The sequence below is a fragment of the Streptomyces sp. NPDC088147 genome (assembly GCF_044741565.1).
In the GTDB taxonomy this organism is placed as follows: domain Bacteria; phylum Actinomycetota; class Actinomycetes; order Streptomycetales; family Streptomycetaceae; genus Streptomyces.
In genome coordinates this window covers 185,005-203,548 of the sequence record NZ_JBIUSY010000011.1, presented here as the reverse complement: position 1 = coordinate 203,548, position 18,544 = coordinate 185,005, and the positions used below count along the sequence as shown (strand labels likewise).

The following is an 18,544-nucleotide window of genomic DNA, read 5'->3' as shown; positions in this document are numbered from 1 at the left end:
TGGAACACTCCACGGCTTCCGGCCACTCGGCGGCCTCCAGCGAAAGAGACGAAGAGACAGTGACGTACGACTACGACCTGCTGGTCGTGGGGTCGGCCAACGCCGACCTGGTGATCGGTGTCGAGCGGCGCCCCGGCGCCGGTGAGACGGTGCTCGGCTCGGACCTGTCCGTCCATCCGGGCGGCAAGGGGGCGAACCAGGCGGTCGCCGCCGCCCGCCTCGGAGCCCGTACGGCGCTGCTGGCCCGGGTCGGCGACGACGCGCACGGGCGCCTCCTGCTCGACTCGCAGCGTGCGGCCGGGGTCGACACCGCGGGGGTGCTGTCCGGCGGCGCGCCCACCGGCGTCGCCCTGATCACGGTCGATCCGTCCGGGGACAACAGCATCGTGGTGTCGCCGGGCGCCAACGCGCGGCTGTCCCCGGCGGACATCCGGGACGCGTCGGGTCTGCTGCGGGCCGCGCGGGTGGTCTCGGCGCAGCTGGAGATCCCGCTGGAGACGGTCGGCGAGGTGGTGGCGGGGATGGCGCCGGGCAGCCGGTTCGTGCTGAACCCCTCTCCCCCGGTGCCGCTGCCGGCCGGGATCCTGGCGGCATGCGATCCGTTGATCGTGAACGAGCACGAGGCGCGGGTGGTGCTCGGCGGGCCGGTGGTCGACGGCCCGGAGGATTCGGTGGCCGACGAGCCGGAGTCGGCGGGCGAGACCCCGGAGTCGGCGAGGGAGACGCCGGAGTCGGTGGGCGACGACCCGGAGGAGTGGGCGAGGGCGCTGCTCGCGCGGGGGCCGCGCTCGGTGGTGATCACACTGGGCGCGCGGGGCGCGCTGGTGGCGGACGACCGTACGACGGCGCTCGTGCCGTCCGTACCGGTGCGCGCCGTGGACACCACGGGGGCCGGCGACGCCTTCACCGCGGCCCTGGCCTGGCGGCTCGGCGCCGGCGAGAGCCTGACCGTGGCCGCCGCCTACGCGGCGCGGGTGGGTGCGGCGGCGGTGACCAAGGAGGGAGCGCAGGTGTCGTTCCCGACGGCCGCTGAGGTGGCGTCGCTCGCGGCAGCGGCCCCCGGGTCTCTCCCCCGAGCGGGCGCGGCGGAACGCCACGTAACCGCTCCCGGACAGCCGGTGTCCGGCCCCGACCAGGGGGTGACCGGATGAAGAGGTCCGGGATCCTGAACCGGCATCTCGCGTGCGCCCTGGCCGAGCTGGGCCACGGGGACGGCGTCCTGGTCTGCGACGTGGGAATGCCGCTGCCCGCGGGTCCGCGCGTGGTGGATCTGGCGTTCCGGGCCGGGGTGCCACGGTTCGCGGAGGTACTGGACGGCCTGCTGGCGGAGCTGGTCGTGGAGGGCGCGACGGCGGCGCACGAGGTCCATGAGGCGAATCCGGAGGCCGCGCGGCTGCTGGCGACGCTGCCCGGTCTCGGTTTCGTCCCGCACGAGGAGCTGAAGGAGCTGTCGGCCGGCGCGCGTCTGATCGTCCGCACCGGGGAGGCGCGGCCGTACGCGAATGTGCTGTTGCGCTGCGGCGTGTTCTTCTGAGCAGCGGCGCGTTCCTCCGGGCCGCGCCGCGTGGCTCCGGTGGCAGGGCCCCGTCTCGACAGGACTGGGTCACGAGATATCTTGATGTCGAGCAATGTTGCAGACGTGGAGCGGAGCACCCGGTGACTGACTCGACCATCATCTACACACACACCGACGAGGCCCCGGCCTTGGCGACGTATTCCTTCTTGCCTGTGGTCGAGGCGTATGCCTCGACGGCGGGGGTCACCGTGGAGAGCCGTGACATCTCTCTCGCGGGACGGATCATCGCGGGCTTCCCCGAGCGTCTGGAGGAGGGCCAGCGGATCGACGACGCGCTCGCCGAGCTGGGTGAGCTGGCCAAGACGCCCGGTGCGAACATCATCAAGCTGCCGAACATCTCGGCCTCGATCCCGCAGCTGAAGGCGGCGATCGCCGAGCTCCAGCAGCAGGGCTACGCGCTGCCGGACTACCCGGACGACCCGAAGACCGACGAGGACCGCGACGTCCGCGCGCGCTACGACAAGGTCAAGGGCAGCGCCGTCAACCCGGTCCTGCGCGAGGGCAACTCCGACCGCCGCGCCCCCGCGTCGGTCAAGAACTACGCCAAGGCGCACCCGCACCGCATGGGCGCGTGGACGGCCGACTCGAAGACGAACGTCGCGCACATGGACGCCGACGACTTCCGGTCCAGCGAGAAGTCCGTGGTCATCGCCGAGCCGGGCTCGCTCCGTATCGAGCTGGCCGGTGACGACGGCACCACGACGGTCCTGCGCGAGTCGGTGCCCGTGCTCGCCGGGGAGGTCGTGGACGCGTCGGTGATGCGGGTGGCGGCGCTGCGCGAGTTCCTCAAGGCCCAGATCGGCCGTGCCAAGGCCGAGGACGTGCTGTTCTCGGTGCACCTGAAGGCCACGATGATGAAGGTCTCCGACCCGATCATCTTCGGCCATGTCGTACGGGCCTTCTTCCCGAAGACGTTCGCCGAGTACGGCGAGGCGCTCGCGACGGCCGGTCTGACCCCCAACGACGGCCTCGGCGGCATCCTGGGCGGGCTGGACTCCCTGCCCGACGGCGCGGCGATCAAGGCGTCCTTCGAGGCCGAGCTCGCCGAGGGCCCCGCGCTGGCGATGGTCGACTCCGACCGCGGCATCACGAACCTGCACGTACCGAGCGATGTCATCGTCGACGCCTCCATGCCGGCCATGATCCGCACCTCCGGCCACATGTGGGGGCCCGACGGCCAGGAGGCCGACACCCTCGCGGTCATCCCGGACAGCAGCTACGCCGGGATCTACCAGGTCGTCATCGACGACTGCCGCGCGCACGGCGCGTACGACCCGTCGACGATGGGCTCGGTGTCGAACGTCGGTCTGATGGCGCAGAAGGCCGAGGAGTACGGCAGCCACGACAAGACCTTCGAGATCCCCACCACCGGCACGGTGCGTGTCCTCGACGGCTCCGGCGATGTCGTACTGGAGCACGTGGTGAGCGCGGGCGACATCTGGCGCATGTGCCAGGCCAAGGACCTGCCGATCCGGGACTGGGTCAAGCTCGCCGTGACCCGCGCCCGCGCGACCGGCGACCCGGCGGTGTTCTGGCTCGACGAGAACCGCGCGCACGACGCGAACCTCATCGCGAAGGTCGGGACGTACCTCGCCGAGCACGACACCGAGGGCCTGCGGATCGAGATCATGTCGCCGGTCGAGGCGACCGCGTTCTCCCTGGAGCGCATCCGCCGCGGCGAGGACACGATCTCGGTCACCGGCAACGTGCTGCGCGACTACCTGACCGACCTGTTCCCGATCCTCGAACTCGGCACGAGCGCGAAGATGCTCTCCGTCGTCCCGCTCATGAACGGCGGCGGGCTGTTCGAGACCGGTGCCGGCGGCTCCGCGCCCAAGCACGTGCAGCAGCTCGTCAAGGAGGACTACCTGCGCTGGGACAGCCTGGGCGAGTTCCTCGCGCTCGCGGTCAGCTTCGAGCACCTCGCGCAGACGACGGACAACGCGCGCGCCCAGGTGCTCGCGGACACCCTCGACCGCGCCACGGCCACCTTCCTCAACGAGGACAAGTCGCCCAGCCGCCGGCTCGGTGGCATCGACAACCGCGGCAGCCACTTCTACCTGGCGCTCTACTGGGCGCAGGAGCTGGCGAAGCAGACCGACGACGGCCGGCTCGCGGAGGCGTTCGCGCCCCTCGCCAAGACGCTGGCCGAGCAGGAGAGCACCATCGTCGACGAGCTGATCGCGGTGCAGGGCAAGCCGGCCGACATCGGCGGCTACTACCAGCCCGACCCGGCCAAGGCCGCGGCCGTGATGCGCCCTTCGGCCACGTTCACCCAGGCCCTCGCGCTTCTCGGCTGATGTGACCGGAACCGCCCCGGCCGATGTCTCCGTCGGCCGGGGCGGTTCCGTCGTTCGGTGGCGTTACGCGGCGTCTCCGTCGGTGTGCTGACGCGAGAGCCGCAGCACGCTCCCCTCGCCGTTGGCCGAGACGAACAGCGAGCCGTCCGGGCCGAGGGCCAGTCCCGCGAACTGGCTCGGCGGGCCCGGGACTCCGGGGACCGGGTGGTGGGCGGGACGGGTGGTGCCGGGGGGAAGACCGACCGCGAGGTTCTCGGCGTCGATCCTGCTCTCCCCCGTGACGAGCGAAATCGCCCGCAGCCGCCGGTGCGCGGTCTCCACGGTGAACAGTTCGTCGTCGCGGACGACCAGGCCCTGCGGCGCACCGAGTCCGTCCGCGACGGTGACCGCCTCGCCGTCGTCGAGCCGGAGCACCGCTCCGAGCCGGTCGTCGCTGACGTAACAGCGCTGTTCTCCGTCGAAGGCCACGTCCACGGGGTGGGCGAGCCCCGAGGCGAGAGCGGTGACCGTGCCGGTCTCGTCGATCCGCAGGATCCGGCCGCCGCCCGTCTCGGCGACCACGAGTGAGCCGTCCGGGGCGACCGCGATGCCGGTGGGCTCGCTCAGTCCGGTCGCCCGTACCCGTGTGGTCTTCCGTACGGGGTCGTAGGTACGGACGTCACCGAGCTGCGAGGTGAGGTGCAGGACGCCGTCGTCCGCGGTGACGCCGTGGACGAAGTGCAGCAGACCGTGGGTGATGATGCCGCCGGACTCGTTCGCGTCCCCGTATCCGTTTCCGCTGGAGGTTCCCTGCCCGTTTCCGCCGGCTTCCCCGTGTCCGCTTCCGCTCGCGTCCCCGTTCCCGCCCGCGCCGGAGCCCTCCGGGCTCGCCAGGCGGTAGTGGTCGGCCGCGTACACCGTGCCGCCGAGATCGACCGTCACACCGAAGGGGCCGTCGAGCCCGCGCGGCACGATCTCCCGGATCCGGCCGTCGGTGTGCATCTCCGTGACACCGCCGCTCGCGTAGCTGGAGACGAACATCCGGTTCTCGTCGTCGAACGCCGCGTTGTCCAGCCCCGCGACACCGGAGACGACGACCGACCGCGCGCCGGTACGGAGATCGATACGGGTCACGATGCCCGCCACACCGCGCGACAGCACCACCAGGACACCGCCCCGGTCGAACCGCACCGCGACCGGGTCGTCGACGTCCTTCGCGACCAGCTCGGGTACCCCGCCATCGGGAGATATCCGCCAGACCTCGTTGGCGATCATGTGCGGGTAGTAGAGCAGCCCGTCCGGGCCGAGCTGCATCGCGTTGCCCCAGGCCAGTCCGTCCGTGAGCACCACCGGATCGCCGCCGCCGGGGAACATCTCCATCAGCCGGCCGTCGCTGCGCATCTCGTTGACGAAGAGGCGATCTCCCACGCAGGTAATGCCGTTGGGCAGTTTCACCGTGTCGGAGACGAGGGTGAACTCACCCGCGGGATCCCGCCGCCAGACCCTGCCGGGGGTCAGGTCGGTGATGTACATCGAACCGTCCGCGCCGAAGGCGAGATCGTCCGGCGCCTGGACCGGGCTGTCCAGTGGCACCACCACGTCGACGTCTCCCGAGACGGGATCCACGGCGCTGATCTGTCCGGCGATGAACTGGGCCACGTACAGCCGCCCGTCGGGCCCGAAGGTGACACCGTTCGAACCCCACAGCCGGTTCGGCGGGTTCAGCCTTGTCGTGTCCCACCGCTCGCTCGTGGTGTGCCAGTGGCCGGTGTCGTCGAACCGGCTGGGCCGCCTCATCGGACGATCGCCTCGCTCATGTCACCGTCCGTGCGCCAGCGCTTGATCAGTTCGTAGAACTCGATCGGACCGCCGCCGTACGACTGGCTCTCCTTACCGGGCTTGCCCTCGTTGTTGTAGTAGCCCGGGGTGCATTCGGCGAGAAACGCGTGCGTGTTCTGCGCCTTCTCGCGAATCGTGGCGACCCAGGCGGCCTGCGCCTCGGCCGTCGGCTCGATGTACCGCGCCTGGCGCTTGTCCGCCTCGGCGACGATCTCGGCGATGTGGGTCGCCTGCTCGTCGAGGACATGGACGAAGTTCACGGAGACCGCGTTCTGGAGGGAGCCGAGGTGGAAGAAGTTGGGGAAGCCGTGGCTGTAGAACCCGTGGAGCGTCTTCGGACCGTCCTTCCACGACTCGGCCAACGTGACACCGTCCCGGCCGTGTACGTTGAGTCCGGCCCGCTCGGCCGGCGGACCGCCGATGTCGAAACCGGTCGCGAAGATGACGCAGTCGACCTCGTACGCGACGCCGTCGACCACCAGAGCGTTCTCGGTGATGCGCTCCACACCGCGGCCGGCCGTGTCGACCAGCGTGACATTGGGCCGGTTGAACGTGGGCAGATACATGTCGCTGAACGTGGGGCGCTTGCACATGTAGCGGTACCAGGGCTTGAGTGCCTCGGCCGTCGCGCGGTCCTCGATCTCGGCGTCCACCCGGGCACGTATCTCGTTCATCTTCTTGAAGTCGGCCAACTCGGCCATGGCGCCGCGCTGTTCGGGTGACAGGCCGTCGCCGCCGCTCGCGCCCGGCACCAGGCTCTGGAGCAGCCGGGCGCTGGTGGTCCAGCCGTCGGACACCAGGTCCTCGTCCGCGCCGCCACCGGCGACCTGCGCGAGGAAGTTGTCCTGGCGGCGCCGCTGCCAGCCGGGGGTCAGTGTCCCGGCCCACTCGGGGTCCGTGGGGCGGTTGTCTCGTACGTCGACCGAGGACGGCGTGCGCTGGAACACGTAGAGGTGCTGGGCGTCGCGCCCCAGGTGCGGCACACACTGAATGGCGGTGGCGCCGGTGCCGATGACGGCGACCCGCTTGTCGGCGAGCTTGTGCAGGCCCCCGTCCGCGTCACCGCCGGTGTACGCGTAGTCCCAGCGGCTCGTGTGGAACGTGTGCCCCTGGAAGGTCTCGATGCCCGGGATGCCGGGGAGCTTCGGCCGACTGAAGGGTCCGCTGGAGACCACGACGTAGCGCGCCCGCATACGGTCGCCCCGGTCGGTACGGATGGTCCACTCGAACTCGGCCTCGTCCCAGCGGAGTTCGGTCACCTCGGTCTGGAAGCAGACGTCACGGTACAGCTCGAACCGCCGCCCGATCGCCCGCGCGTGCTGTCGGATCTCCTCGCCCGGCGCGTACTTCCACTTCGGTACGTAGCCGACCTCTTCGAGCAGCGGCATGTAGATGTACGACTCGATGTCGCAGTGGATGCCGGGATACCGGTTCCAGTACCACGTTCCGCCGAAGTCCCCGGCCTTCTCGATCACCCGGATGTCCCGCACGCCCGCCTGGCGCAGCCGGGCACCGGCCACCAGGCCACCGAAGCCGCCGCCGATGATCACGACCTCGACCCGGTCGTCGAGAGGCTCCCGGCGCGGCGCGGGCTCCACGTACGGGTCGTCCACGTAGTAGCCGAACTCCCCTGTGGTGCTGTGGTATTGCTTGCTGCCGTCGGGACGGATCCGGCGGTCGCGCTCGGCGCGGTAGCGGTCGCGCAGGGCGTCCGGATCGAATCCGAGTGCCTCCGGATCCAGCTGGGGGGCGGGAGATGACGTAGGCGGGGTGGGGGTGGGGGTGGGCATGCGTGTCCTCTCAGGGCCGATCTGAACCACTGCTGTGCTGTTGTGCCGCTGTGCTGTTGTGCGGCTGTACTGCCGCGCCGATGTACTGCCGTGCCGCCGGCGCTGTGGCGCGCGCCGATGGCGGTGTCAGGCCGTCCGTCGACTGCGTATCCACGCGGTCTGGCCGCCATCGACAAGAAGGTCCGTGCCGGTGATGTACCGCGCCCCCGGACCGGTGAGGAACGCCACGGCGTCGGCGATCTCCGCGGGCGTTCCGGTACGGCCCGCGCCGCACTCCTCCAGCATCCTCATCATCCGCTCGCCGGACGCGGACTCGGCCTCCGCCTTCGCCATGGCCGTGGAGATGACCCCGGGGCTGACGGTGTTCAGCCTGGCGCCGCGGAGGTTCCAGGCAAGCGCCGCGGCCTGCACCCTCAGGTGGTTGGAGCGCTTGCTCACGCAGTAGGCGGACACCGCGTCGTCCCCGATGCCGACGACGACATCGAGCGCGAGAAGCCCGTCGGTGGGCGTCGTGGCGAGGGCGAGCTCCTCTTCCCGGCCGAGTGACGCGTAGTGCCCGGCCATGCTGGAGACGCAGACCAGAGCCGTACCACGGGACGCCACCGTCCCGAAGACATCGATCACATGAGCCGTGCCCATCAGATTGACGTCGACGATCGCCCTGGCCGGCGCGGTCGCGGGAGAGAGCCCCGCGGTGTGTACGACGGCGGCCACCCGGCCGGCGCCGGACGCCGTCGCCGCGAGTCCCTCGACCGAACCGCGGTCGGACACATCGGTGACCGCGCCCCGTACCGCGTAGCCCTCGGCGGTCAACGCGCCGACGGTTTCGCCGAGTCGCTGTTCCGACGCGTCGGCGAGGATCACGGTCCGCCCGCTGCCGAGCCGGCGCGCGATCGCCACGCCCATACCTCCCGCGCCCGTGACCACGACCACGTCACGGCGCTCGTCCCGCTCTCCCCGCTGGTCATCCATCCTGAACAACTCCCTGGATTCGGCTGATTCTCCCGGGGCGGTCGCCCGCTCACTCCGGCGTCCGCTCCGGTCGCTCGTACACGCCCTACGCCACGCCGGCGGCTCGCGCCACGGCTCGCAGGGCCTCGTCCCACGGCGCGCGGGACGCGATCGCCGCCCGCCAGGGGCGGATCGCCCTCGGCGGCATACCGACCGCGAGAACTCCGACCAGACGGTCACCGGTGCGGTAGCCGACCATGAACCGGCGGTCGCCGAAGTCCCCTTCCACGAGGGCCACTTCGTCGTGCCCCCGGAGATGGCCGAACGCCTGGATCTTCATGTCGTACTGGTCGGACCAGAAGTACGGCATCGGGGCGAACGGCTTACGGGCCCCGGGGCGCAGCAGGTTGCGGGCGGCGGCCATACCCTGTTCGGCCGCGTTGGTACGGTGCTCGACGCGCATCGCCACACCGAACAGCGGGTTGTGCCAGTGGGCGACATCCCCCGCACCGTACACATCCGGCGCGGCGGCGCTGTACTCGTCGCACACCAGCCCGTCGCGCACCGTCAGGCCGCTGCCTGCCAGCCATTCGGTGTTCGGCAGGGAACCGATGGCGACGAGGACCTCGTCGGCCTCGACCACTTCCCCGTCGTCGAGCCGTACGCCGCCGTCGGCCACCTCGGACACGGTGACCCCCGTACGCAGGTCCACACCGTGGTCCAGGTGCGCGCCCGACAGGACCCGGCCGACCTGCTCGCCGACCGCGTGGGCGAGCGGTACCGGCGCGGGTTCGAGGAGGGTGACCTCGGTGCCCAGCCCCCGGGCCACGGCCGCGGCCTCCGCACCGAGGAAGCCGGCTCCGACGATCACCAGCCGCCGCCCGGGACCGAGCCGGTCGCGCAGGGCGAGGGCGTCGTCGAGGGTACGCAGGACATGTGCGCCCTCGCCGGGCAGACGGCGCGGACGCACCCCCGTCGCCACGATCAGGCCGTCGTACGACAGCCGGGTGCCGTCGGCCAAGTGCACGGTGCGTACGTCGAGTTCGAGGCCGGTCGCGGCGATACCGAGACGCAGATCGAGGCCGAGCGCGTCCAGATCGGCCGCCGGGCGCAGCGGCAGCCGGTCGGGCTCCCACCGCGCGGACAGGATCTGCTTGGACAGCGGCGGCCGGTCGTACGGGGCCCGCGGCTCGTCGCCGACGAGGGTGATCGTGCCGTCGTAGCCCTCCCGTCGGAGTGCCTCGGCGGCGGCGAGACCGGCCGCCGAGGCTCCGACGACCAGGACGGTCCTCACGTCTCCACCAGCCGGATCGCCGCCGCCGGACAGAGGCCGGCGGCCTCGCGCACCCCCTCGTGGGTGTCGGCGCCGGGGTCGCTCTCCAGCAGGATCACCACACCGTCGTCGTCCCTCTGGTCGAACACCTCGGGGGCGCTCATGACACAGAGGCCCGCCGAAACACACTTGGGTTCGTCCACTTCCACACGCATGGTCGTTTCCTCGCTCGTCACTTCGTCATTCGTCGCGTCGTCACTTCGTCACACCGTCCGCGCGTCGGTTCGTATCGGTCGGTGACGCGGGGCTCACCAGGTGACGGGCAGTGAGCGCACGCCGTAGGTGGTCCCGCTCTCCTCGAACTCGATACCGTCGAACGCGGTGGCCAGGCGCAGCGTGGGAATACGCCGGTAGAGCGTGCCGTAGACGACCTGGAGTTCCACCCGCGCGAGCGACTGGCCCAGACACTGGTGGGGGCCGAAGCCGAACGCGTTGTGCAGGCGGGCATTGCGGGTGAGGTCCAGCCGCTCGGCCTCGGGGAAGGCCGCGGAGTCCCAGTTGGCGGCGGAGATCTCCACCACGACCCCCTCCCCCGCGCGGATGACCTGACCGCCGATCTCGATGTCCTCGCGGGCGACCCTGCGCAGCCCGGAGTGGACGATGGAGAGATAGCGCAGCAGTTCCTCCACCGCGCCCGCGATGACCTTCGGGTCCTCGGTGTCCCGCAACACGGCGAGCTGTTCGGGGTTTTCCAGCAGGGCGAGAGTGCCCAGGCTGATCATGGTCGCGGTCGTCTCGTGTCCCGCGATGAGCATCGCGACGCCCATGTGGACCGCTTCGCTCCGTGTCATCTCACCTGCGGTGACCCGGGCGGCCATCTCGGACATCGCGTCCGCGCCGGGCGCGGCCAGCTTCTCGGTGAGCAACTCGTCGAGATACCCGGAGAGCGCGCCGCTCGCCGCGCGCGCCTCGTCCGGGGGTACGTCGCGGTCGAGGGCGATGTTGCTGTTGCGCTGGAAGAACTCGTGGTCCTCGTACCGCACGCCGAGCAGCTCGCTGATCACCAGCGACGGCACGGGCAGTGCCAGAGCCGTGAGGAGGTCGGCGGGCTTCGGACCGGCGAGGATGTCGTCGATCAGATCGTCGACGATCTTCTGAATGGCGGGCCGCAGGGCCTCGACCCGCTTGAGGAGGAGCGGACCGTTGACCATCCGGCGCAGCCGGGTGTGCTCGGGGGCGTCCGTGTTGGTGATGAGCTTCGGGGTGACCCGCGCGATCTCCGCCCGGTACGCGCTCACATGCGGGAAGGCGCCGAACTTCTCGTCGTTGCTGAGGCGGGGATCGGTGAGGATGGCCCGCTGGTGGGCGTGTCCAGTGATGAGCCAGGGCGTACTGCCGTCCCAGATCCGGACCTTCGTGATCGGCGTCTCGTCCCGGAGCCGCTCAAGGCCGGGGGGCGGGGCGAACGGGCAGCCGGCCGCCCGGGGCATCGGGAACTCCGGCATCGGCCGTGCCGGGTCGTCCGCGGTTTCCGTCAGTGTGTCGGCCATGTCACTCCTCGGTGGGGGCTCCGCGGGGGCGGAGTGCGGGGAAGGGTGGCGGGACGCCTCGATGAGCACATGCAACCGGAGTGCACTGACACCTTCCGGTCAATTACCTGACGGCAAGCTGACGTGAGGACGATCACACGCTCAGCGGCCGAGCAGGTAGCCGAACCCCCTGCGGGTATGGATCAGTTGCGGTTCCTCCTGGTCGACCTTGTGGCGGAGACGGGAGACGAGCTTCTCGATGGCGTTGTCGGCGCGGCCGTCGCCCCAGACGTGACGGCAGATCTGTTCCTTCGAGAGGACCTGGTCGGCGTTGACCAGCAGATGACGCAGCAGCCGGTACTCCGCGGGCGTGAGGTCGAGCGCCCGGGGCCCGCGCCACGCCTGGCAGGTGGCGTCGTTCAGGACGAGGTCGCCGTAGTACGGGCCGCGCCGCGCGGCACCACGCCCACGCCCGCGGCCCCGCAGTAACACCTGTGCCCTGGCGAGGACTTCGGCGATCCGGAACGGCATGGTGACGTAGTCCTCCTGCCCGGGGCCCAGTTCGGGAAGGAGGCTGTCCAGGTACTCGCACACGGTCAGGAAAAGCACCGGCGGGCGGTCGGCGACGGGGCGGCGTCCGCGGGCGAGACCGTGCAGATCGGGCAGCGTCGTGTCCAGGACCACCAGGTCGAACCGGTGTCCCGCGATCCGCGCCAGCCCCTCGGCACCGGTGCGCGCGATGGTGACCCGATAGCCCGCGAGTTCCAGCGTGATCGTGAGCAGGTCGGAGTTTTCCTGATCACCGACGACCACCAGGACCTGCTGCCCGTCCCCACGAACGGCCGACGGTTTCCCGCCGACGCCCCCGCGCCTGTCCTCCACCTCGCGCGTCTCGTTCACACCGCGCGTCTCACTCACCCCGCGCAGCTCGCTGACCCCGCGCATCTCGCCCACCCCGCATATCCCGTGCATCCCGTGCATCCCGTGCATCCCGTGCATCCCGTACATGGAAGGACCACCTCGCGTCAGGCTCACGCTTCACGTCCGAACGAACGGCAGCGCCGGGGCCCGGACGCCCAGGGCGGCCGTGGCCTCAGGCGGGGCGCTCGGGATCGATACCGGCATCGCTGTCGTCGTAGCCGAGGAAGTCGTCGACCATCCGGTGGAACAGGGCGGCGAGCTGCTGAAGGTCCTGCGGCGACCACTCCGCCAGGGCCGCCTGCATCCCCCTTCGGCTCGCCTCGCGGATACGGTCGATCGCCCGCTGTCCGACCGGGGTGAGCTGGATGCGCTGCGCACGGCCGTCCTCCGGGTCCGGGACGCGGGTCACGTACCCCGTTTTCTCCAGCCGCTGTACCTGCCGGGTGACATGGGACGCCTCCACGGCCAGCCGGTTCGCCAGCTCTCCGGGGCGCAGGGGTTCGGTATCGGCGATCTGCCGCAGCAGCGCCACGGCGGCGCGGTCCAGTGACACTCCGGCCTGGGTCATCAGGCGGTCGTGCGGCCGGACCTTGCTGGAGAGATAGGCGACGCGGCTCAGCGCCCGCTCGATCTCGGCCACATCGGCCGAGGACGGGGATGAGGCCGAGGACGGGGATGGAGATGGGGATGAGGGAGATGGGGTAACCGCTGGCGGTGATTTGGGCATCCATGCACTGTACCATCTACTTGCCTGAGTCAAGCAACTTTACATTTCACTTGCTTGACTCAAGTAACTCACACATGCTTGCCTGACTCAAGTAATTCCGGGTATCGCCGCGTATCCGTCCGACTGTAAGGAGCACCAGCACCCATGAGCAGCAACGGATTTGAGGGACGCAGCGTCGTCGTCACCGGGGCGGGATCGGGAATCGGCAGGGCCGCGGCGCTGCGATTCGCCGCGGAGGGCGCGAACGTACTGGTCGCGGATCTCAACCAGGAGACCGCCCACGAGACCGTGACGGCGGTGAGGACCGCGGGCGGCGTCGCACGCGCGGTCGTCGGCGATCTCAGCGAGCAGGCCGTGGTGGACGAGATAGTCGCCACGGCCACGAGCGCGTACGGCGGCCTGGACGTCCTGGTGAACAACGCGGGCATCATGGACCGGATGTCGGCCCTCGCGGACACCGAGGACGCCGAATGGGAGCGTGTCATCCGGGTCAATCTGACGGCGCCCTTCATGCTGACCCGCGCCGCGCTGCCGCACATGCTGGACCGGGGCCGCGGGGCGATCGTCTTCACGGCATCGGAGGCCGCCCTGCGCGGCAGCGCGGCCGGCACCGCCTACACCGCCGCCAAGCACGGCATCGTCGGCCTGACGAAGTCCCTCGCCGTGATGTACCGGAACAACGGGATCCGCGCCAACGCCATCGCCCCCGGGGCGACGTCGACCAACATCCGGGTCGACGCCGAGGCGGGTGCCCACGGCCCGAGCGTGGTCGGCCCCCATGTCGCGCTCGCCGGCCGGGTGGCCGACGCCTCGGAGCAGGCCGCCGCCATCCTGTTCCTCGCGTCGGACGCCGCCGGCAACATCAACGGCACGGTCCTGCCCGTCGACAACGGCTGGTCGGCCATCTAGGGCCTCTCGTTTGGATCATGCCGGGCTCGCGTGCCCAGGCCCCGCTCCCTGATCCGGCCTGATCCGAACGAAAGACCCTGAGCCGGTCGTCGACACGGCCGTCGGCGACAGGGCCCGCGGGCTCGGGTCGCCGGCGCCGTGAACCCGGCGACGGTGCGCCCCTGCCTCAACTATCAGCCAGTTCTTCCTTGTTGAGGACAAAGTATGGACGGTGTGGGGCGCTGTCCCTACCCTGGGCGTCGTTCTCGCGCGGAAGTCCGCGTGAAACACGGCGTAACTCCGTCGTAGCACCCCGGTACGTGTACGAACTCCACTCCGCGGACGCGGGGCCGCCCCGGCCCCCGCCCACGCGCAGCCCCCCAGCAGGAGGACGAGTGCAGCCACACGAGTACCAGAGCCCCCGCCCCAGCCGACGCAGATCACGGACCCTCACCGGGTTCCTGCTCGCCGCCCTCATCACCGGCGGTCTCGTGGCGCCCGCGGCCGGCGCGGAGGAGAGAGCCCCCGCGGAGCTGCCGCCCCAGGAGCCCGGTGTCACCCTCCGTGTCTTCGACGTCCAGTCCCCGCTCAGCAAACTCTGCGATCTGAAACCGGCTCAGACGCCCAACGTCGACAAGCTGATTCCCACGGTCGACTGGTCCTCCACCGAGGGCTTCGGCTTCACGGACAACTTCATGTCGCAGATCATCGGCAATCTCGACGTGCCCGCCGACGGGACCTACGCCTTCCGTCTGATCAGCGACGACGGTTCCCGTCTCCTCATCGGCGACCAGCGCGTCATCGACCACGACGGACTGCACGGCGCCGAGCCCAAGGACGGCGAGATCACCCTCACCTCCGGCTACCACGCGCTCCGCGTCGACCACTTCGACCGCGGCGGCGACCAGCAGGTGACCCTCCAGTGGAAGCCCCCGGGCGCCGCCGACTTCACGCTCGTCCCGAACTCCGTACTGAGCACGGACGCCGGGGTGGTCCGCGTCACCGCTCCCGGCCGCAAGGAGTGCGAGGGCAGCTACGACACCCCCGGCGACGGGCTCCCGCTGACGTCCGTCCACCCCGGATACACCCTCACCGACCTGCGCCCCGACGGCTTCGAGCCGCAGGTCTCCGCCATGGACTGGCTGCCGGACGGCCGGCTCGCCGTGACCACGTGGGGCGGCAGCGACAACACCGTGGGCGAGGCGTACGTCCTCGACCATGTCACGGGTGACACCGGGCCGGAAGAGGTCACGTACAAGAAGATCGCCGGCGGGCTGAAAGAGCCGATGGGCATCAAGTACGTCGACGGCAAGCTGTACGTGTCGGAGAAACACCAGCTGACCGAGTTGTCCGACACCAACGGCGACGACGTCACCGACTCGACCCGCAAGGTCGCGTCCTGGCCGTACGGAGGCAACTTCCACGAATTCGCCTTCGGACTGCTCTACAAGGACGGGGACTTCTATCTGAATCTCTCGGTCGCCATCAACTACGGCGGTGCGACGACCGATCCGCAGCCCGCCGCGAACCGCGGTACCACCATCAAGGTCAACAAGGAGACGGGGAAGGTCACGTATCTGGCCGGCGGTCTCCGGACGCCGAACGGGATCGGCTGGGGCCCGGAGGGGGACATCCTCGTCACCGACAACCAGGGCGGCTGGCTGCCCGCCTCGAAGCTCGTCCAGGTGAAGCAGGACCGGTTCTTCAACCACTACACCAACCCGGACGGCCCGTTCGACGACCGCGCGGTCACCAAGCCGGTGCTCTGGCTGCCGCAGAACGAGATAGCGAACTCCCCCAGCACGCCGATGCTGGTCAAGGAGGGGACCTTCGCCGGTCAGCTGCTCTTCGGTGACGTCACCTACGGCGGACTGCAACGCGCCGATCTGGAGAAGGTGGACGGCGAGTACCAGGGCGCGGTGTTCCGCCACACGCAGGGCCTGGAGGCGGGCATCACCCGGATCAGCACGGGACCGGACGGCGCGATCTACGCGGGCGGCCTCGGCGCCGACGGGAACTGGGGCCAGGAAGGGAAACTCCGCTTCGGCCTCCAGAAGCTCACCCCGAACGGCACCAACGCCTTCGACATCAAGACCATGCGCGCCACCCGCGACGGCTTCGAACTCACCTACACGAAGCCGCTGTCGGAGGAGACCGCCGCCAAGCTGGCGACCGGCGGCTACTCCGTGGAGCAGTGGCGCTACGTACCCACACCGGCGTACGGCGGCCCCAAGGTCGACGAGGAGACCCTGCCCGTCGCGGCGGCCCGGATCTCCGACGACCGCCGTACGGTCCGGCTCACCATCCCCGGGCTGAAGACCGACCGGGTGGTGCACGTACGCTCACCGCGCCCGTTCGCCTCGGCCGACGGTGAGCAGCTGTGGTCCACCGAGGCCTGGTACACCCTGAACGCGCTGCCCGGCCCCGAGGCGCCCGTCACGTCGTACGACGCCGAGTCCGGGCGGCTGTCCGGCGGCGCGGACATCGACACCGAGCACGCCGGTTACACGGGCGGCGGCTTCGTCGACGGCTTCGGCACCCAGGGCGCCACCGCCACCATCGAGGTCGAGGTCCCCGCGAAGGGGGCGTACGACGTGAGCCTGCGCTACGCCAATGGCCCCAACCCCTTCGACGGCATCAAGACGATCGGCGCGAGCGTCAACGGCGGGCAGGCACGGCAGATCAGCCTCCCCTCCACCGGTGCCTGGAACCGCTGGTCCAGCCGGACCGAGCGGTTCGACCTGCGCAAGGGCCGTAACACCCTGACCTACGCCTACCGGCCCGAGGACACCGGCCATGTCAACCTCGACATGATCGAGGTGCGCAGACCCGGCAGCCGTATCGACCTCTTCTCCGGCGGCAGTGTCTCCAGCGCCTGGCAGCACACCGACGGCCGCGGCGTCGAATGGCCGCGTACGCCCGAGGGCTCCGTCGAAGTGTGCTGTGGCGACATCCGTACGAAGCAGTCCTTCGGCGACTTCAGACTCCACGCCGAGTTCCGGGTGCCGAAGCTGCCGCCGGACGTCACCGGGCAGGATCGCGGCAACAGCGGTATCTACCTCCAGGAGCGGTACGAGATCCAGATCCTGGACTCGTTCGGGGTGGAGAAACTCGCCACGAACGAGGCCGGCGCGATCTACAACAAGGTGGCGGCGAGCGTGAACGCCGGCAGGGCGCCCGAGACATGGCAGACGTACGACATCGTCTTCCGCGCGGCCCGTTTCGACGCCGGGGGGAAGAAGACCGAGGACGCCAGGATCACGGTGGTGTGGAACGGCACGAAGGTCCACGACAATGTGGCCGTGGACGGCCCGACGGGCAGCGGCGACGCGGAATCGGCCGCGGCGGGCGCGATCCGGCTCCAGGACCACGGCAACAAGGTCCGCTTCAGGAACGTGTGGATCGAGCCCCTGGGCTGACCGCCGCGCGGCGGCACTCCACGCGGTACGCCGTGCAGGGCTCCGGCGCCTCCCCCGGCCGTTTCCGGCCGGGGGAGGTGCCAGGTCCGCACCGCCGGACCCACCCGGCGTGAACCGGGGGATCAGCGTGCGTCGGCCGGCATCAGGCCATCGCCCGCGCCAGCCTGCGGTCCACCTGGGACGGCGACATGGCGTGCTCGGTGGCGAGGATCCCCGCCCCGATGACCGCGGCGTTCTCGCCCGTACGGCTCGGCTCGATCCGCAGCACGCGCGTGGCCAGCGGATGCGAGCGCCGGTACACCGCTTCCCGTACCCCGGCGAGGAGTTGGTCGTGTACGGCGGCCAGCGCGCCGCCGAGCACGACCGTGTCCGGATTGAAGAAGTTGACCAGACCCGACAGGACCTCGCCGACCGCCCGGCCCGCCTCGCGCACCATGCGCACGGCGTCCCGGTTGCCGGAGGCCACCAGCCGCACCACATCGCTGCCCGACGCCGCGTCCAGCCCCAGACCGGCCAGTCTCGCCGCGAGCGCCGCCCCGCCCGCCACCGCCTCCAGACACCCGGTGTTCCCGCACCGGCACGCATCCCCCTGGTCCCCGACCCGGATATGTCCGATGTCGCCGGCGCTGCCCTGGGCGCCGCGGTGGAGCCGGCCGTCGGCCACGATGCCGCAGCCGATGCCCGTACCGACCTTGATGTAGAGGAGATAGCGGGTGTCGGGAAACGCGCGGCGCTGCTCGGCCAGCGCCATCACGTTCACATCGTTGTCGACCAGCGCCCGTACCCCGAAGCGCGAGGCGAAGAACTCCGGGATCGGATACTGGTGCCAGCCCGGCATGATCGGCGGATCGATGGGGCGGCCGGTCGAGAACTCGACAGGTCCCGGTACCCCGACCCCGATCGCGCGCAGTGTGCGCGGGTCCTGCCCCGTCTCCTTCAGCAGCGCCTGCAACGCCCGCTCCACCCTGCGCAGTACCGATTCCGGACCGTCCGCGATCGACAGCGGCTCCTGGTGGGCGGCCAGCATCGCCCCGCCGATGTCCGTCAGAGCCACGGCGCAGTGCGAGGCGCCGAGGTCCACACCGGCCACCAGCTGCCCGGCGGTGCGCAGTTGGAGCCGGCGCGGCGGGCGGCCTCCGGTCGAGTCGCCGGGGGCGGGGGCGGACTCGTCGACCAGGCCGTGCGCGATCAGCGCGTCCACCCGCTGCGACACCGTGGAGCGGGCCAGCCCGGTGATCCGGGCGATGTCCGCGCGCGTCGCCACGGCTCCGGAACTGATCAGCGCCAGCACCTCGCCCGGCGAGTGGATGGCGGAACCGCTGTGATCCGACGGCGCAGGCATGGCAGTCACC

At 70.6% G+C, this 18,544-nt stretch carries 14 protein-coding genes; 5 read left to right on the top strand and 9 right to left on the bottom strand.

From position 1 onward, the window contains the following. Positions 1 to 59 precede the first annotated feature (59 nt). The 3 genes from ACIOGX_RS33810 to ACIOGX_RS33800 all read left to right on the top strand — a co-directional run bounded on the left by ACIOGX_RS33810 (position 60) and on the right by ACIOGX_RS33800 (position 3,876). Complete coding sequence (locus ACIOGX_RS33810; RefSeq protein ID WP_401918488.1) at positions 60 to 1,151, top strand: ribokinase; 1,092 nt, start codon at positions 60 to 62, stop codon at positions 1,149 to 1,151. After that, positions 1,148 to 1,534 carry a D-ribose pyranase gene (gene rbsD, locus ACIOGX_RS33805; RefSeq protein ID WP_401918486.1) on the top strand — a complete coding sequence of 129 codons (387 nt, stop codon included), beginning with the start codon at positions 1,148 to 1,150 and terminating at the stop codon, positions 1,532 to 1,534. Before ACIOGX_RS33810 ends, rbsD begins: the two co-directional genes overlap by 4 nt. 122 nt (positions 1,535 to 1,656) lie before the next feature. Beyond that, complete coding sequence (locus ACIOGX_RS33800; RefSeq protein WP_401918484.1) at positions 1,657 to 3,876, top strand: NADP-dependent isocitrate dehydrogenase; 2,220 nt, start codon at positions 1,657 to 1,659, stop codon at positions 3,874 to 3,876. A 63-nt stretch (positions 3,877 to 3,939) separates the two neighbouring features. On the opposite strand, the gene ACIOGX_RS33795 is transcribed toward ACIOGX_RS33800, so the two are convergent. The 8 genes from ACIOGX_RS33795 to ACIOGX_RS33760 form a co-directional block, all read right to left on the bottom strand. Further along, positions 3,940 to 5,652, bottom strand: coding sequence for a hypothetical protein (locus tag ACIOGX_RS33795; protein WP_401918482.1), 1,713 nt, complete (start codon positions 5,650 to 5,652; stop codon positions 3,940 to 3,942). Next, complete coding sequence (locus tag ACIOGX_RS33790; protein WP_356517101.1) at positions 5,649 to 7,484, bottom strand: NAD(P)/FAD-dependent oxidoreductase; 1,836 nt, start codon at positions 7,482 to 7,484, stop codon at positions 5,649 to 5,651. Before ACIOGX_RS33790 ends, ACIOGX_RS33795 begins: the two co-directional genes overlap by 4 nt. A 126-nt stretch (positions 7,485 to 7,610) precedes the next feature. Continuing rightward, complete coding sequence (locus ACIOGX_RS33785) at positions 7,611 to 8,456, bottom strand: SDR family oxidoreductase (RefSeq protein ID WP_401762188.1); 846 nt, start codon at positions 8,454 to 8,456, stop codon at positions 7,611 to 7,613. A gap of 85 nt (positions 8,457 to 8,541) precedes the next feature. Then, a complete protein-coding gene (locus ACIOGX_RS33780; RefSeq protein ID WP_401918479.1) occupies positions 8,542 to 9,729 on the bottom strand; it encodes an NAD(P)/FAD-dependent oxidoreductase in 1,188 nt (395 codons plus the stop codon). Continuing rightward, on the bottom strand, positions 9,726 to 9,923 hold the full coding sequence (locus ACIOGX_RS33775; RefSeq protein WP_129769303.1) for a ferredoxin: 198 nt from the start codon (positions 9,921 to 9,923) through the stop codon (positions 9,726 to 9,728). The genes ACIOGX_RS33780 and ACIOGX_RS33775 overlap by 4 nt, the downstream gene beginning before the upstream one ends. Positions 9,924 to 10,016: 93 nt before the next feature. After that, positions 10,017 to 11,258, bottom strand: coding sequence for a cytochrome P450 (locus tag ACIOGX_RS33770; RefSeq protein WP_401918477.1), 1,242 nt, complete (start codon positions 11,256 to 11,258; stop codon positions 10,017 to 10,019). Positions 11,259 to 11,399: 141 nt separating this feature from the next. Further along, a complete protein-coding gene (locus ACIOGX_RS33765) occupies positions 11,400 to 12,245 on the bottom strand; it encodes a response regulator transcription factor (protein WP_401918475.1) in 846 nt (281 codons plus the stop codon). An 85-nt stretch (positions 12,246 to 12,330) separates the two neighbouring features. Continuing rightward, positions 12,331 to 12,885 carry a MarR family winged helix-turn-helix transcriptional regulator gene (locus ACIOGX_RS33760; RefSeq protein ID WP_401918473.1) on the bottom strand — a complete coding sequence of 185 codons (555 nt, stop codon included), beginning with the start codon at positions 12,883 to 12,885 and terminating at the stop codon, positions 12,331 to 12,333. A gap of 144 nt (positions 12,886 to 13,029) precedes the next feature. Between ACIOGX_RS33760 and ACIOGX_RS33755 the strand changes: the two genes are divergently transcribed. Both ACIOGX_RS33755 and ACIOGX_RS33750 read left to right on the top strand, forming a co-directional pair. Next, entirely contained in the window at positions 13,030 to 13,794 is a 765-nt protein-coding gene (locus ACIOGX_RS33755) for an SDR family NAD(P)-dependent oxidoreductase (protein WP_356517091.1), read from the top strand. A gap of 374 nt (positions 13,795 to 14,168) precedes the next feature. After that, positions 14,169 to 17,192 carry a family 16 glycoside hydrolase gene (locus tag ACIOGX_RS33750; protein WP_401918470.1) on the top strand — a complete coding sequence of 1,008 codons (3,024 nt, stop codon included), beginning with the start codon at positions 14,169 to 14,171 and terminating at the stop codon, positions 17,190 to 17,192. 142 nt (positions 17,193 to 17,334) lie between these two features. Here ACIOGX_RS33750 and ACIOGX_RS33745 read toward each other — a convergent pair whose 3' ends face one another. Beyond that, on the bottom strand, positions 17,335 to 18,534 hold the full coding sequence (locus ACIOGX_RS33745; RefSeq protein ID WP_401918468.1) for an ROK family protein: 1,200 nt from the start codon (positions 18,532 to 18,534) through the stop codon (positions 17,335 to 17,337). Between the last annotated feature and the right edge of the window lie 10 nt (positions 18,535 to 18,544).

Excerpts from the sequence above, each read along its gene's own strand:
- rbsD (WP_401918486.1), top strand. The coding sequence starts at position 1,148 with ATGAAGAGGTCCGGGATCCTGAACCGGCATCTCGCGTGCGCCCTGGCC.
- ACIOGX_RS33795 (WP_401918482.1), bottom strand. The coding sequence starts at position 5,652 with ATGAGGCGGCCCAGCCGGTTCGACGACACCGGCCACTGGCACACCACG.
- ACIOGX_RS33755 (WP_356517091.1), top strand. The coding sequence starts at position 13,030 with ATGAGCAGCAACGGATTTGAGGGACGCAGCGTCGTCGTCACCGGGGCG.
- ACIOGX_RS33785 (WP_401762188.1), bottom strand. The coding sequence starts at position 8,456 with ATGGATGACCAGCGGGGAGAGCGGGACGAGCGCCGTGACGTGGTCGTG.
- ACIOGX_RS33790 (WP_356517101.1), bottom strand. The coding sequence starts at position 7,484 with ATGCCCACCCCCACCCCCACCCCGCCTACGTCATCTCCCGCCCCCCAG.
- ACIOGX_RS33765 (WP_401918475.1), bottom strand. The coding sequence starts at position 12,245 with ATGTACGGGATGCACGGGATGCACGGGATGCACGGGATGCACGGGATA.
- ACIOGX_RS33770 (WP_401918477.1), bottom strand. The coding sequence starts at position 11,258 with ATGGCCGACACACTGACGGAAACCGCGGACGACCCGGCACGGCCGATG.
- ACIOGX_RS33760 (WP_401918473.1), bottom strand. The coding sequence starts at position 12,885 with ATGCCCAAATCACCGCCAGCGGTTACCCCATCTCCCTCATCCCCATCT.
- ACIOGX_RS33775 (WP_129769303.1), bottom strand. The coding sequence starts at position 9,923 with ATGCGTGTGGAAGTGGACGAACCCAAGTGTGTTTCGGCGGGCCTCTGT.
- ACIOGX_RS33745 (WP_401918468.1), bottom strand. The coding sequence starts at position 18,534 with ATGCCTGCGCCGTCGGATCACAGCGGTTCCGCCATCCACTCGCCGGGC.